At 27.4% G+C, this 14,486-nt stretch carries 9 protein-coding genes and 3 pseudogenes; all 12 read right to left on the reverse strand.

Features of this window, described 5'->3' with window-relative positions; translation table 11 throughout:
• Nucleotides 1-68: 68 nt before the first annotated feature.
• Nucleotides 69-602 (reverse strand): translation initiation factor IF-3, encoded by a 534-nt coding sequence (gene infC, locus BBA70_RS03525; protein ID WP_083755016.1) that lies wholly within the window; start codon nucleotides 600-602, stop codon nucleotides 69-71.
• A 1,616-nt stretch (nucleotides 603-2,218) separates the two neighbouring features.
• Nucleotides 2,219-4,143: pseudogene (gene thrS / locus BBA70_RS04025) on the reverse strand (threonine--tRNA ligase).
• Between the two features lie 234 nt (nucleotides 4,144-4,377).
• Nucleotides 4,378-5,316 (reverse strand): DHH family phosphoesterase, encoded by a 939-nt coding sequence (locus BBA70_RS03540; RefSeq protein ID WP_011412942.1) that lies wholly within the window; start codon nucleotides 5,314-5,316, stop codon nucleotides 4,378-4,380.
• Between the two features lie 67 nt (nucleotides 5,317-5,383).
• The gene (gene mnmE / locus BBA70_RS03545) at nucleotides 5,384-6,766 is read right to left on the reverse strand and encodes a tRNA uridine-5-carboxymethylaminomethyl(34) synthesis GTPase MnmE (protein ID WP_011412943.1); all 1,383 of its coding nucleotides are present in this window, start codon (nucleotides 6,764-6,766) and stop codon (nucleotides 5,384-5,386) included.
• Nucleotides 6,767-6,929: 163 nt separating this feature from the next.
• Entirely contained in the window at nucleotides 6,930-7,880 is a 951-nt protein-coding gene (locus BBA70_RS03550; RefSeq protein WP_011412944.1) for a DHH family phosphoesterase, read from the reverse strand.
• A gap of 34 nt (nucleotides 7,881-7,914) precedes the next feature.
• Nucleotides 7,915-8,994 (reverse strand): extracellular solute-binding protein, encoded by a 1,080-nt coding sequence (locus BBA70_RS03555; protein WP_252861671.1) that lies wholly within the window; start codon nucleotides 8,992-8,994, stop codon nucleotides 7,915-7,917.
• Nucleotides 8,985-9,290, reverse strand: coding sequence for an extracellular solute-binding protein (locus BBA70_RS03560; protein ID WP_308495572.1), 306 nt, complete (start codon nucleotides 9,288-9,290; stop codon nucleotides 8,985-8,987). The genes BBA70_RS03555 and BBA70_RS03560 overlap by 10 nt, the downstream gene beginning before the upstream one ends.
• A gap of 5 nt (nucleotides 9,291-9,295) precedes the next feature.
• A complete protein-coding gene (locus BBA70_RS03565; RefSeq protein ID WP_252861672.1) occupies nucleotides 9,296-9,553 on the reverse strand; it encodes a hypothetical protein in 258 nt (85 codons plus the stop codon).
• On the reverse strand, nucleotides 9,537-10,289 hold the full coding sequence (locus tag BBA70_RS03570) for a carbohydrate ABC transporter permease (protein ID WP_160122730.1): 753 nt from the start codon (nucleotides 10,287-10,289) through the stop codon (nucleotides 9,537-9,539). Before BBA70_RS03570 ends, BBA70_RS03565 begins: the two co-directional genes overlap by 17 nt.
• 154 nt (nucleotides 10,290-10,443) lie before the next feature.
• Nucleotides 10,444-11,385 (reverse strand): carbohydrate ABC transporter permease, encoded by a 942-nt coding sequence (locus BBA70_RS03575; protein WP_252861673.1) that lies wholly within the window; start codon nucleotides 11,383-11,385, stop codon nucleotides 10,444-10,446.
• Nucleotides 11,386-12,491, reverse strand: a pseudogene (locus BBA70_RS03580) (ABC transporter ATP-binding protein).
• A gap of 243 nt (nucleotides 12,492-12,734) precedes the next feature.
• Nucleotides 12,735-14,245, reverse strand: a pseudogene (gene asnS / locus BBA70_RS03585) (asparagine--tRNA ligase).
• Nucleotides 14,246-14,486: the final 241 nt, after the last annotated feature.

Below are 14,486 nucleotides of genomic sequence, written 5' to 3' on the forward strand. Positions count from 1 at the left end.
GGTTTATGAATTGGGTTAAGTAGTTTTATTTTGATTAATTTTTCAGCCATTAAAATACACCATTAAAGTTATTTTAAAGGCGACAGAACTGCTGTTAGTTGATTACCTTGTAGTTTTAAAGGAGTCTCAATTTGAGATAAGTTTTTTAAATCTTGCATAACTTGTTTAAAAACTGTTTCTCCTAATTGAAAATTATTAATCATACGACCACGAAAACGCATACTAACTTTTACTTTATCACCTTGTTTTAAAAATTTTTGGGCTTGTTTAATTTTAGTATTTAGATCGTTTTTATCAATGGTGGGATTGAGGCGAATTTCTTTTAAAACACTAATTTGGGTTTTCTTTTTGGTTTCACGAAGTTTTTTTTGTTGGTTATAACGATGTTTTTGATAGTTCATCAGTCGCGCTACCATCGGTGAGGAATCTGCGTTTACAACTACAATATCAATTTCTTTTTGTTCTGATAATTTTAAAGCTTCCTTTTGATCAAAAACACCTAATTGTTCGCCTTTTTCATCAATAATGAGATATTTTCCTTGTGGTATATTTTCATTATATAGATCATAATTAGAACTTTTTTTAAATTTGTTGATTTTAATATTTAAAACCTCCTTTTGGTTTTGGGGTTATTTTGTAAAAATAAAATGAAATGACATAACATGAAAAAAAGAAACAAGGCAAAAAGAGAAAATAAAATAAAATAAAAAAAGAGAAATATCCAAAGGAACATTTCTCTTCTCTAAAATAACTAACACTAAATGTTTATTGCATTTTTTGCAAAAAATAAATGTTTATGTGCCATTTGCCTAAAAACTAATTGTTAATCAGGCGAGAGAAAAACTCTTCTTTTCACGTTAATATCATAAGATTATTACAAAATATTTGATAATTTTTTATAATTGTATTTTGAATATTATAAAATAAAGCAATAACAATACCGCTCTAATTATATAATAAAAAGTGTGGTTTGTCAATGGTTTTAGTGATTTTTTGGAAATTTTTATAGGTTTGGTGTAAATAGAAAAATAGCAAAATAAAAGTGAGTTAGAAAATAAAAAAATACAAATGATGCTAACATTTTTTTAAATAAAATAAATATTAATTTATCTAAAATTTAGAATCAGTAAATATACGTATCGCAAATAAAACCATATTAAAAATAATAAACAAAGAACTAATAATAATCCATTCATATTTCTTAGCTGTTTTGGTTTGTATATAATAATCGAATTTTTCTAAAATTGAAACCCATATTACTATAGCGATGATTAAAATTAAAATAGCCATAATTGAGTTTATTATTAAATAAAACCATGAATTTTTATTTATTCCTAAAAATAAAAATGTTAAAAAAAATTATAAAAAGAAAATAGCAAAAAAAAATAGTTTGATATTTGCAAAGTTGAATTTGGTTTTTTCTTTTTGTGGTTTAATTGCTAATTTGGGTCTTGCATTATTAATATATAGATAAGTGGAACTCCCCACAAGCAAAAATGCTGATGAAAAAGAAATGAAAATAACCAAGATAATAATTTTTGCCATAATATAAAAACTATATTTTTCCAATGCCTCCAAAAAATTAGTGAAACTGCATAAAATAAAACCTGTGCATATAGACATCAGATAAGCGCTTATAGGAAAAAAAGATTAATACCAAATAAGCTATTAAAGAAAAAAACTATAATAATAGAAGGTAGAATGCTTGTTATTAATAAAAAAACTTGTTAAATTTTTTTAAAAATGTGCGGCAAAATTAATAATTTTTTCTTGAGAATTTAAATTAATATAAGAAACTATAAAACTTAAAAAAAATAAGAAAAAATAATATAAATTTAGCACAAACACTAAGATAATTAACTATATTTTGGGTTTTGTAATCTAAAAAAACCTTTTTTTCTTTTAAGTTTTGCATATTATATTTTAAATCTTTGATGCCAAAATAATTATAACCCTCCAAAAATACCATAGTTTTTTTAATTTCTTAGAAGGAGGAAATAATAAAAAATTTTAAAAATTTCATAAAACAAACCAAACTCAAAATTATCACCAAAATATTTAAAATACTTTTTTCTTTAAAAAATTTATAATAAAATATTATTTAAATTTTTTGTTTTTTTGTTACAAAAATCCTAAACTATATAAATAGTTTAGGATTTAAAATTTTGCGTTATGAAAATTTATTTGTTTTGTTTTATTGTTTTTTACAATTAAGAGATTATTTTTTTTGCAAAACTTTGTCTTTTAATAAAGAAACAAACTCATCAACTTTAATTGTGGTTTGTAAATGAGAGCCATATTTTCTAAAAGTAATTAAATTGTTAATCATTTCGTGGTCGCCAATTACAACTTGATAAGGAATTTTTAATTTTTGTGCTTCTCTAATTTTATAGCCCAAAGTGTTATCTTTGGAATTAATTTCTACTCTGAAATTTTGTAATTGTAATGTTTCTTTAATTTTTTGACTAAATTCGAAATGTAGAGGAGCAGACACAGGAATTAAAAGCACTTGTACAGGAGCAAGCCATAAAGGAAAAACACCCTTAGTTTCTTCTACTAAATGAGCTAAAAATCTTTCCATAGTAGAAACAACTGCGCGGTGAATTACAACAGGACGATGGTGTTTGTTGTCTTCTCCAATAAAAGTAAGATCAAATTTTTGAGGAAGTAAAAAATCAAGTTGTACTGTTGATAGTGTTTCTTCGTTGCCTAGGGCATTAAACACTTGCACATCTAATTTAGGACCATAAAAGGCAGCTTCTCCGATTGCTTCTTTAAAGGGTAAGCCCAATTCTTTAATAGTTTCTTTGAGGGTTTTTTCAGCGTTATACCACATTTGGTCGTCATTAAAATATTTTTCTGTGTTGTTAGGGTTGCGATAACTTAGACGCAACTCATAATTTTTAATATTAAAATCACAATAAACTTCTAAAATTAAATTAATAATTTTTTTATCTCTTCTTTGATTTGGTCAGGACGGGCAAAAATATGAGCATCATTAAGAGTCATTTCTCTTACTCTTTGTAACCCAGAAACAGCTCCTGATTTTTCAAACCGATGCATCATTCCTAATTCAGCGATACGCAAAGGCAATTCCTTATAACTATGAGGATTTTTTTTATAAATCATCATGTGATGGGGGCAATTCATTGGTCTTAAAACTAGTTTTTCGCCATTTTCCAAAGACATAATGGGGAACATATTAGAAGCGTAATGGTCCAAATGTCCCGAAATACGGTAAAGTTCGGTATTTGCCATAATGGGTGTGTAGACATGATGATAATCATAGCTTAATTCTTTGTCAACGATATATCTTTCAACGATACGCCTTACAGTAGCTCCTTTAGGAAGCCAAAAGGGAAGTCCCAAACCAACTTCTTTATTAAACATGAATAAATCCAGTTCTTTGTTAATTTTTTTGTGGTCACGTTCTTTTCTCTCTTCCAAAAGTTGCAAGTAGTCAGCAAGCGCTTGTTTTTTGAAAAAAGAAGTGCCATAAATGCGGGTCAAAGTTTTGTTTTTGGCATCTCCTTGAAAATAAGCTCCTGATATTTTTAAAATTTTAAAATGTTTAATAAGATTTGTTTTGATCACATGAACACCACGACAAAGATCAAAAAATTCTCCTTGACGATAAATACTGATAGTTTGGTCGCGAAATTTTTCCAGCAAAACTTGTTTATAAGGGTTGTAAGCAAATAATTTTTTGGCTTTTTCGAAAGAAATTTCTTCTCTTGTAATTTTGTGGTTTTCCAAAGAAATTTGATGCATTACTTTTTCAATAGTAAGAAAATCTTTTTCCGAAATGGTGTGTTTTTGAAAATCAATATCATAATAAAATCCTTCTTTAATGGCAGGTCCTACTGTAAAAAGGGCATCTGGATAAAGTCTTGCAACGGCTTGCGCCATAAGGTGAGCAGTGCTATGGTTAAGAACTTCCAAAGATTTAGGATCAGATTCTGTTAAAATTTCTAAATTGCCATTTTTTTTCAAAGGAAAATCAAGTTCGATTGGTTGGTTGTTAAAAAGGGCTGCAACTGGTTTTTTGAAATGTTCAGATAAATGTTCTTTCCAAATTGCCAAAGGAGTTGTGCCTGAAATAAATTCTTGTATTTGATTGTCAAAAAAGCTTATTTTAATCATAAAAACCCTTTCTTTTGTAGTTTTTAGTTTTTTGATCTTTTAAGAAGTTGGTGAAAAAAAGATGAATAAAGATAATGAGGAAAATAGTAAAGTATAAAAAATTTTATTTAAATAATAATGTGTAATTTGCACTAAAATTAAATAAAATATAACAAAACTATAACACAAATCACAAGAAAAGGGGGGGATTTTAGTAATTGGTTTGTTGGTTTTTATTATTTTAAAAATAAATTTTTAAGTTGTTTTGAAAAAGGGTGCAATTTCTTTTTTTATTGTAGAAACAAAAGGCAAAATTTCTTTTTCGGATGGCAAAAACATACTACAAGCTCTTAGGTGACCTTTACAACCATATTTTTGAACAATATGATAAATTTGCGGTCCGTTAGAACAAATACGCACTTGAATTTTAGAATCATGATGTTCAAAAAAAAGAGCATAAAAGGGAAAATTTTTAATATTAGATAAAATATTAATCGACAAAAAAACCTCTTCTAAATTAATGTTGAATTGTTCAATAATTTGTTGATTCACATAAACATAGGCAAAACCGTCACAAGCAACAATATTTTGACATATATATCCTTGATATTTTAAAAAATTAAGTGTTACTTTATTAATATTTTGTTCCACCAAAGCAACATCAATACCATAGTTAAGCAATTCTGAGGCAATTCTTAAAGTTTGGGAGCTTACTCTATGATACCTAAAATTACCAGTATCTGTAATTAAACCCACATAAATAGCCAAAGCACCTTTAAAAGTTAGGTTTAAGTTGAGTTTTTCTTTTAACAAGTAAACCATCTCAGAACACGAACCAAAAGAATCATCAACCCACTGATAATTACCGTAATTTTCAATTAAAATATGATGATCAATTCGAATAACAACTTTTCCAAGTTTAAATCTTTGGTCGCTGATGGATTGAGTATTGCCGCAGTCAACTACAATTACTAAAGAATTTTGGTAAGTTTCATCAGTTATTACATCCATTTGACCCAAAAAGGTTAAATGATCTTTGGTTTGCCCAACCACATAAACATTTTTATGAGGAAAGGTATTTTGAATCATATTTTTCAAACCTAGTTGAGAACCATAACAATCACCATCAGGATTTTTATGTCCATGAATAACGATAGTATCAAAGGCTTTAATTTGGGTTTCAATAAATTTCATATTTGTTCCTTTCTTTGTAATTTGTTAAAATATTAGTTTAATTAAAATGATGTTAGTTATTTTTATTTTATTTTCCTAAACAAAATTTAGAAAACAATTCTTTAATTAAACTATTTTCTTGATTTTCACCTATAATTTGTCCTAATGCTTGATAGGCTTTAGTAAGATCAATAGAATAAATATCTATTGGCATTGATTGCAAAAGGGCTTGTTGCAAATCTTGAAAAGATCGAAGAGCAATTTGGATTTGATTAATGTGTCTTGCATTAGAAAAATAATTAAAATCTTTGGGCTTAATATCATTTAATTGGAATTTTTTTAAAATTGTTTGTTGTAACTCAAAAAACCCTGTTTTATCCAAGCTTGAAACTGAAATAATTTCTTGTGGAGTTAATTGGGAAGAGTAATCACAAAGGGAAGAAATTAATTTATCACTTTTCAAATCCACTTTGTTTCCTATAATAATACGAGGATAATTTTGGGTTAATTGCAAAAGTTGGATATCTTCTTCTTGCAAATAATTGCTTTGGTCTAAAACTAATAAAATTAATTCTGCTTGTAAAAGCATTTTTTCTGTTCTTAAAATTCCTATTTTTTCAATGGGATCATCAGTTTTACGAATTCCTGCAGTATCAATTAAATGAAGAGTAAAACCTCGACAATTAAAATAAGCTTCAACAAAATCTCTGGTAGTGCCTGAAATATCAGAAACAATAGCTTTATTTTCATTTAAAAAAGCATTAAGAAGACTTGATTTACCAACATTAGGACGTCCAATAATTAAAGTTTTTATTCCTTCTTTAAGATATCTATTTTTATGGGAGTGGCTCAAAATATTTTCTAATTGTTTGATTAAACTTTGGACTTCCAAAGCAATTTTTTGTTGGGTGATTTGAGGAATATCATCATATTCAGGATAATCAATATTAACTTCAATTTGAGCAATTAAATTAAGAATTTGGTCGCGCAATGAAGTCACTAATTGAGAAGTATATTTTTGCAAACCAGAATTAGCAATTTTAATGGCATTTTCATTAGTGGCATGAATTAGGTCCATAATAGATTCAGCTTGAATTAGGTCCATTTTCCCATTAAGATAGGCTCTTTGACTGAATTCACCTGGAAAAGCCAATCTAATATCTAATGACAAAATTCTTTCTAAAACCATTTGAGTAATTAAAATACCGCCATGAGCATTAATTTCTACGACATTTTCTCCAGTAAAAGAATTAGGAGTTTTAAAAACAGAAATCAAAACTTCATCTAAAATAGTTTGGTCTTTATTAAGGATAAAACCGTGAGTAATGGTATGTGTTTTGGCTTTGATAAGGTTTTTGCCTTTAAAAATTTTATTTATTTCTGTAATAGAATTGTTGCCAGAAACCCTAATTACACTAACTCCTCCTGTTCCTAAAGGAGTTGAAATAGCAGCAATAGTATCAAAAAACATTTATTGGGTCTCCTTTCTTTATTGTTTTTGTAATCTTTTCATTTATTGAATGTTGTTTTAAATTGATATTTATAATTTATAATATGAAAAAAATACAATCGAAAGGAAAAGGGGAAAAAATTATCAAAATAAAAAAGTTTTGTTTGGTTAATTTTATTGTTAATTAGTTTTGGTTTTGGGATTTGGTTTCAAAAGCTTTAATTGAATCTTTTATTTTAGCTATGAAAAGATTCATTTCTTGATTGTTTTTTAAAGTAGCACCACAAGCTCTGAGATGACCTCCGCCTTTAAATTGTCTAGCAATGGAATTAATTTCAGGACCACGAGAACGAATACGAGCTCTAATTGTTAAATCTGGTTGTTCTAAGAAAAAAGCCCAAATTGGATGATTTTCTAAATTACCCAAAATATTAACTAAACTTGCGGCAACGTCAATATGTAAGTTAAATTTTTTCAATGTTTCTTGAGAAATAAAAACGTAAACAAAGCCTTGGGAAGTAACTACATTTTGATAAATATAGGCTTTATATTGAAACAAAGCAAGAGTTTCTTTATTGAGGTGAAAAAATATTTGTGATACATAAAGATCAAAAGCAAGTAAGGAAGAAGCAGCTTTGAGGGTTTTTTGGTCAACTCTATCAAAACAAAAATTACCAGTATCAGTTACCATACCTACATAAATAGCCAAAGCACCTTTAGAAGTTAATTTCATATTGCATTTTTCTTTAAATTCAAAAATCATTTGAGAACAAGAAGAATAATTAGCATCTACCCATTGATAATTACAGTAATTATCTATTAATAAATGATGATCAATTCTAATTGTATCTTTGGCTAATTTAAATCTTTGGTCACTAATTTTGTTTTCTTGACCACAATCAACGACAATAGCAAGAGCGTTTTGGTACAAAGAATCACAAACTTCATCCATCACACCTACAAAAGATAAAGAAGGATTTTGTTGTCCTACTACATAAACTTTTTTTTGAGGAAAAGTTGCTGTAATTGCATCTTTTAAACCTAGTTGAGCTCCGTAACAATCACCATCTGGGTTGGTGTGTCCGTGAATAATAATTGTTTCAAAAGCTTTAATTTTATTGTAAATAATTTTCATAATGTTCCTTTAATTTGTTAATTTTAATAAATTTTTATGAGTCTGCTTTTTGTTGAGCTTCGTTAAATAATTTATCGATGTTTTTGTCTAAGTCTTTATCTAAAAAACAATCTATTACTAATTTTTCTACAACTATACGTGAAATCTGGGATTTTCTAAAAGTGGGAGAAAAAAAATAAATGGGGTTGCCTTTTTTAGATGAATCTTTGTCTTTTTCTCTTTCTTCTTTCATAAATTCAAAAATATCTTTATTTAGTTCTGAATTTTTAGAATCTTTATTTTTGGAAGAATTTTCAAAATTTATTTTTTCTGGTTTAACGCTTTTTTCATAACAAGGATGAGTAGGAAATTGGCTAATTTTTTTGATTAATTTTTCATTTGTTTTTTTTGAAGTTAAATATTTTAAAAACAACCAAGAAGCAAGCACTTCATCTTTATCTTTTTTATAAAATAAATTAATATTGGATCCTTGTTGTAAAACTTTTCTTTTACCTGAATCAAGACCTTGTTTTCCTTTTTTCCAATAAGGAACTGAAGTTACTCCTACTTTAAATGGAGCTTTAGAAATATATTCAAATCCATTAGAAGAAGAAATATCCATTAAAATTTTTTGATTCATAAATAAATGAGTAGTATAGCTTTCACCAGATAATTTACGAGTAATTAAATATTTTTTATCATAAAATTTTTTAAAATCTTTAATCATTGTTTTAGCATCTGGATTATTAAAGCGCACTCCTACTTCATGACTTGATGAATCTTTTTTAGTTGGTGAAGTTGTATATTCAATTCCTCTTTGTTCGGAAGATACAATAAATAAATTAGATTCAGAATCATAAGAAATAGGGATTTTTTCAGGGTCAACTTGTTTAATTACTTTGCATAAATTTTCCATTTTTTCCCATGTAATACCATCTTTAAGTTTGCCTTCAAAATTAGATTCATAATTTTCAAAATAAGATTTAAAATCAGAATCGATTTCATTTTTTTGTTCTTTTTTAATTGTTTCTTTTAAATGTTTAAAATAATCTTGATTATAATACATCAATTCAATAGATTTAGAAAATGGCAAGGAATACCATTTCCCTGGTTCTTTTTCATCACCTAAAGGCAATTGAGCCTCATCTTCAAAATTGGGATAAAAATATGTTTTTTTTCTGTTGGAGGATTTGTTTCTGGGCAAGGTTCTAATTTAATTTTTGAATTGGTGTGTTCTTTAAATCCATCAAGGGGAACTAATTTACCTGATTCATAATAATTTACTAAATGATCAGCATAAGAAACAATTAAATGAGGTTCGTTGTTGGCTGGAAGAGCTACATTAATGTTTTTAACAATCCCACTCCAACTAGGTTTATATTCTGTTTTTACTTTGATATTAGGATAATCTTTTCTAAAATTTTCAATAATTTCTTCTAAAACAGTTTTCGGTTTTTCTTTTCTTTTTCAGGATCTAAACGATGCCAAAAAACAATTTCGATCGGTTTTGCTAGGAATTTTTTCCATGCTTCACTATCTTTATCTTTATATTTAGTAAGCATTTCTTTTAATTCTTGTTCATGATTATTTCTTAAAGCATTAGAATCAATTTTAGGAAATAATACAATAGATGCTAAAATGACAAATAAGAAAGTAAAAAAATGAATGATTTTTAATTTATCCTTTGATACCACTGTTTAATTTTCCTTCTAAAACATATCTTTTACAAAAAACGAACAACAAAACTAAAGGTAATGTCATCAAAACAGTAGCTGCCATTTGTTGATTGACTAAATGTTGGTTTTTTTCAGAGTCAAAAATATTTCTAATCATATTAGTAAGCAATTTTCCACCTACAAGTTCAGGCCATAAGTAAGCATTCCAAGCAGCAACTGCTCTAAAAATAATGATATTAATGATATTATCTCTTAAAAGTGGAGTTAAAATTTTGTATAAAAAAATCCAATCACTACTACCATCAACTTTGGCAGATAAATAGAGTTCTTTGGGAATTTTTTTGATATTTTGCATTAATAAAAAAATATGAAATACATTGATTAGAAAGGGAAGTATCATTGCTAAATAAATGCCACCAAAAACGCGCGTACCTTGACCAGAATCAACAAAACCTAGGCGCGCAACTGTTTGATAGTTAGTTAAAAACATACTTTCAGTAGTTATCATAGTTGTGATTAAAAAGACTCCTAATATAATTTTTTTAGTTTTAAATTCTAAAATACTAAGAGCAAAAGCAGTTATAACAGAGACAAAAATACCTAAAACAGTAGAGAAAAAAACAACAACAAGGGTTTTTAAAAAAGTTGAAAACAAACTATAACGGGTAAATAAAAAAGAAAAGTTGTTCCACGTCAAATCTTTAGGAAAAAAACTAGGATAAGCAGGATTGTCTTGTAGAGCTAAATTTAGCATCCAATAAAAAGGAATAGCCAAAAAAAGAGCAAAAAGAGATAAAAAAAAGTATTTGATAAAAGTGGCACAAACTTTGGGTAAATGTTTTTTAAGTTTAGCAAAAATGAGTTTTTTTTGTTATTTGACATAATTATCAAGGTTCGTTCCTTATTTATTATTTATTTAATTTCTTTTCAAAAAAGAAAAAATTAATGGCAGTAAAAAGAATAGAAATTAAAAGCAAAATAACAGTGGCTGCAGCGCCTCTGGAATAAGAATCCATTAAAGTTCCTTCTAATTGTTGATAAATATAGCCTACCACAGTATTTACCTTAGTAGTATCGGAACTACCAAAAACTCCAATAACAGATTCATATTCTTTAAAAACTTGAATTATTGTAATAATAAGTTGATAAAAAATAGTAGGAGTAAGTAGGGGGAGAGTAATTTTTCTAAAAATAGTTATTTTGGTAGCGCCGTCAATTCTAGCAGCATCGTAATAATCTTTACTAATGTTTTTTAATCCCGCACTAAAAATTAAAATTTGGAAAGGAAGGGATTTCCACACTACATAAAAAATTAAAACAAACATTTTATGTGAATAAGGAGCTACAATGTTAATCCAATCTTTTTGGATCCCAAAAAAAGAATTAAAAAAACCTTCAGGACGCACTTGGATGCCAAAACTATTGTGATAAAAAATAACTGCAAAAACCATTCCCATAATAACAGGATTTGTTAAATAAGGAAGGAAAAAAATGGTTTGAAAAATATTTTTTAAAAAATGATTATAAACACTTTTAAGTGCTAAGGCAATCATTAAAGATAAAAAAATAGAAATAGGAACAGCAGTAAAAACAAGTAAAAAAGTGTTAAAAAGAGTGGTTCTAAAATCAGGATCACAAAAAGTAGTAGTGTAATTGGAAAAATTAAATGAATAAGAAAATGTATCTGCAAATTTATTATATCTACTATCCAAAGAAATAAAAAGCGTTTTTACCAAAGGATAAAAATTAAATAAAACCATAAGAATTAAGGCAGGTGCCAAATAATACCAATGATTGTGTTTGGAATATTTAGTGGAATTGTGATGGAAAAGTTTTTTTAGCAATGACATTTAAAAAATCCTATTTTCGGTTTTTTTATCAAAAAGAAAACACTTATTTTCTTTAATTTGAAATCTAATTTTTTTCTTGGCAACAAATCCTTGGGGAAAAATAATATCTTTACTTTTTTCATCAAAGACAAGGCGGAAAGTGTTTTTAACAGCTTGAGGATGTCTTGCTAACATCATTAAATTTCTGCCTACATTTTCTAAAAAGAGAGGTTCGATTTCAAAATTACCGTTTGTATCAAACCAATAACTTTCAGGACGAATGGCTACATAGATTTCTTGTTTTAGATTTTTTAAAGTTTTGTTAGAAGAAAAATCAAAAAGAAGTGAATCTCCAATAGTTACTTTTCCAAAAGTAATTTTTCCTTCAAAAATAGATATGAGCGGATTACCTAAAAATTTGGCAACAAACAAATTGTTAGGATTAGCATAAACTTCTTGAGGAGCACCTTTTTGTTGGATTTGTCCTTTATTCATTAAACAAATTTCATCACTAATAGACATTGCTTCTTCTTGGTCGTGTGTGACAAAAATAGCAGTGATTCCGGTTTTTCGTTGGATTCTTCTAATTTCTTCTCTAGTTTTGAGGCGTAAACCTGCATCTAAGTTGGATAAGGGCTCGTCCAAAAGCAAAACTTGAGGTTCTTTTACCAAAGCTCTGGCAATTGCAACGCGTTGTTGTTGTCCGCCTGAAAGTTGCTGAGGTTTTTTATCTAAATGATCAGCAATTCCCACTAACTTGGCAATTTCTTCTACTTTTGGCACAATAATGTCGCGTGAAAATTTTAAATTTTCCAGCGGAAAGGAAATATTTTGTCTAACTGTCATATGAGGATATAGGGCGTAATTTTGGAAAACTAAACCAATACTTCTTTTTTCAATAGGTAAGTTAGTGACATCTTTGTTGCTAAAAAATATTTTTCCAGACGAAATAGGATGAAGTCCTGCAATCATGTAAAGAGTAGTTGATTTGCCACAACCCGAAGGACCTAAAAGACTCACTAATTTTCCTTTAGGAATATTGATGTCAATTTTTTTTACAGCATAAGTTTCTTTTTTAGTTTTTTTTCAATGAAAATTTTAGAAACTTGTTCTAATTTTATACCCATTTTTTGCATTCCTTATTTTTAGCTTTTTGGCTTTTAATTTTGTGATTTTGGTTTTTATTTTGGTTTGGTTTTATTATTTTTAACGTTTTTTATTTTTTGTTTTTTAAATAAGCAAAAGCGAAAACCCCAACAAAAAATAAAAAATGTTTTTAGAAACATTTTTTTATTAAAAAATATTTAAGAAAAAGATTAAAAAAGTTTTAAATTTTTTGGAAATTAATAAATAAAAAATGATACTGATAATTAAAAAACCAAATTATGATAAGTTCTTGGAAAAGCAATTACATCACGAATATTGTCTAATCCTGTTAAAAAAATTAGAAGTCTTTCAAATCCTAAGCCAAAACCTGAATGAATGCATCCACCAAAACGGCGCAAATCTAAATACCATTCCAAATCTTTTTGAGAAATTTTCATTTGGTTCATTTTTTCAATTAAAACTGATAAATTTTCTTCTCTTTGTGATCCACCAATTAATTCTCCTACACGTGGAAACAAAAGATCCATTGCGGCTACTGTTTTTTGATCGGGATTATTTTTCATGTAAAAAGCTTTAATTTCTTTGGGCCAATCAACAATAAAAACAGGTTTTTTAAAGTGTTTTTCGGTTAAGTATTTTTCATGTTCGGTTGCCAAATCAACTCCATAAAAAAGGGGATTTTCAAATTTGGTGTTACTTTTTTGCAAAATTTCTAAAGCTTGTTCGTATTTTACTGTCAAAAATTCTTTTTCCTCAGCGATGTTTTGTAATTCTTCAATTAAACCGTTTTTTTCTGTCTTGTCCAAAAATTCTATATCTTGATAATTTTGTTCTAAACATTTAGAAATAACGAATTGTAACATTTCTTGGGCGACTTTTAAATTTTGAGATAAATCGCAAAAAGCCATTTCAGGTTCTAACATCCAAAATTCAGCGGCATGTCTTGTAGTATTTGATTTTTCAGATCTAAAAGTAGGACCAAAAGTGTAGACTTTATTCAAACCCAAAGCCATCGCTTCTGCTTCTAGTTGACCTGTTACTGTTAAAAAAACTTTTTTGCCAAAAAATCTTTTTTATAATCAATTCCTTTTTTACTGGTATTTTCGTTGACAGGTTTGAAAGCATTTGGAATGTTTTTTGTTTGTGGCAAAACTTCTAAATTAAGGGTTGTAATTTGAAATAATTCACCCACGCCTTCTCCATCATTAGGAGTGATAATGGGAGTGTTGATATGAAAAAAGCCTTTTTTTTGAAAAAAACTGTGAAGGGCAAAAAAAGCTGTATTTCTAATGCGAAAAACTGCTCCAAAAAGTTTAGTTCGCACTCTTAGATGAGATATTTGTCTCAAAAAAACCTTTGAATGTTTTTTGGGTTGAAGTGGATAAGAAAAATCACTTGTGCCTAAAAGAGAAATATTTTGGGCACTAATTTCAAAAGGAGTTTTGAGATTATTGGTTGCTTTTAGAATACCTTCTACTTGCAAAGAAGCCCCAATTTGCAAAATTTCTTTTAATTTTTCTAAATTAATGTTATTTGAAGATTTGTTGTTGTTGTTGAATTTTTGATTTTCTTGAAATTCGTTAATGTCGGCAGTTTCGATGTTTTTGATTTCTTTACAAACAATTTGTAAATTTTCCAAAAAAGTACCGTCATTTAAATCGATAAAAATTAATTTTTTTTGATAACGACAATTTCTAACCCAACCATTTAATAATATTTTTTTTTGATAAAATAACTCTGGTTTTTGAAAAATATCTTTGATAGAAATTTTCATTGTAATTTACTAATCCTTTGTTTTTATTTAATGTTGTAATATTTTGTTGTAAATAAAAAAAGCGAAATGAAAAGAATACAAATAAAAAGAAAAAATGATGGTAAAATGTTTAAAATTGTAAAGAAAAAGGAGAGGAAAAAGAGTAGGTAGAATTAGTAATATGAAAATATTTTTGTTTATTTTTAATAAAATAATGATATACAATAAAAACTTGAAATTTTAAGAAATTAATACATCTTAA

The organism is New Jersey aster yellows phytoplasma (genome assembly GCF_002554195.1).
GTDB lineage: Bacteria > Bacillota_I > Bacilli_A > Acholeplasmatales > Acholeplasmataceae > Phytoplasma.

Bases quoted from the DNA above. Each gene is read 5' to 3' on its own strand.
- BBA70_RS03540 (WP_011412942.1), bottom strand. From the start codon at position 5,316: ATGAAATTTATTGAAACCCAAATTAAAGCCTTTGATACTATCGTTATT.
- mnmE (WP_011412943.1), bottom strand. From the start codon at position 6,766: ATGTTTTTTGATACTATTGCTGCTATTTCAACTCCTTTAGGAACAGGA.
- BBA70_RS03550 (WP_011412944.1), bottom strand. From the start codon at position 7,880: ATGAAAATTATTTACAATAAAATTAAAGCTTTTGAAACAATTATTATT.
- BBA70_RS03570 (WP_160122730.1), bottom strand. From the start codon at position 10,289: ATGCTAAATTTAGCTCTACAAGACAATCCTGCTTATCCTAGTTTTTTT.
- BBA70_RS03575 (WP_252861673.1), bottom strand. From the start codon at position 11,385: ATGTCATTGCTAAAAAAACTTTTCCATCACAATTCCACTAAATATTCC.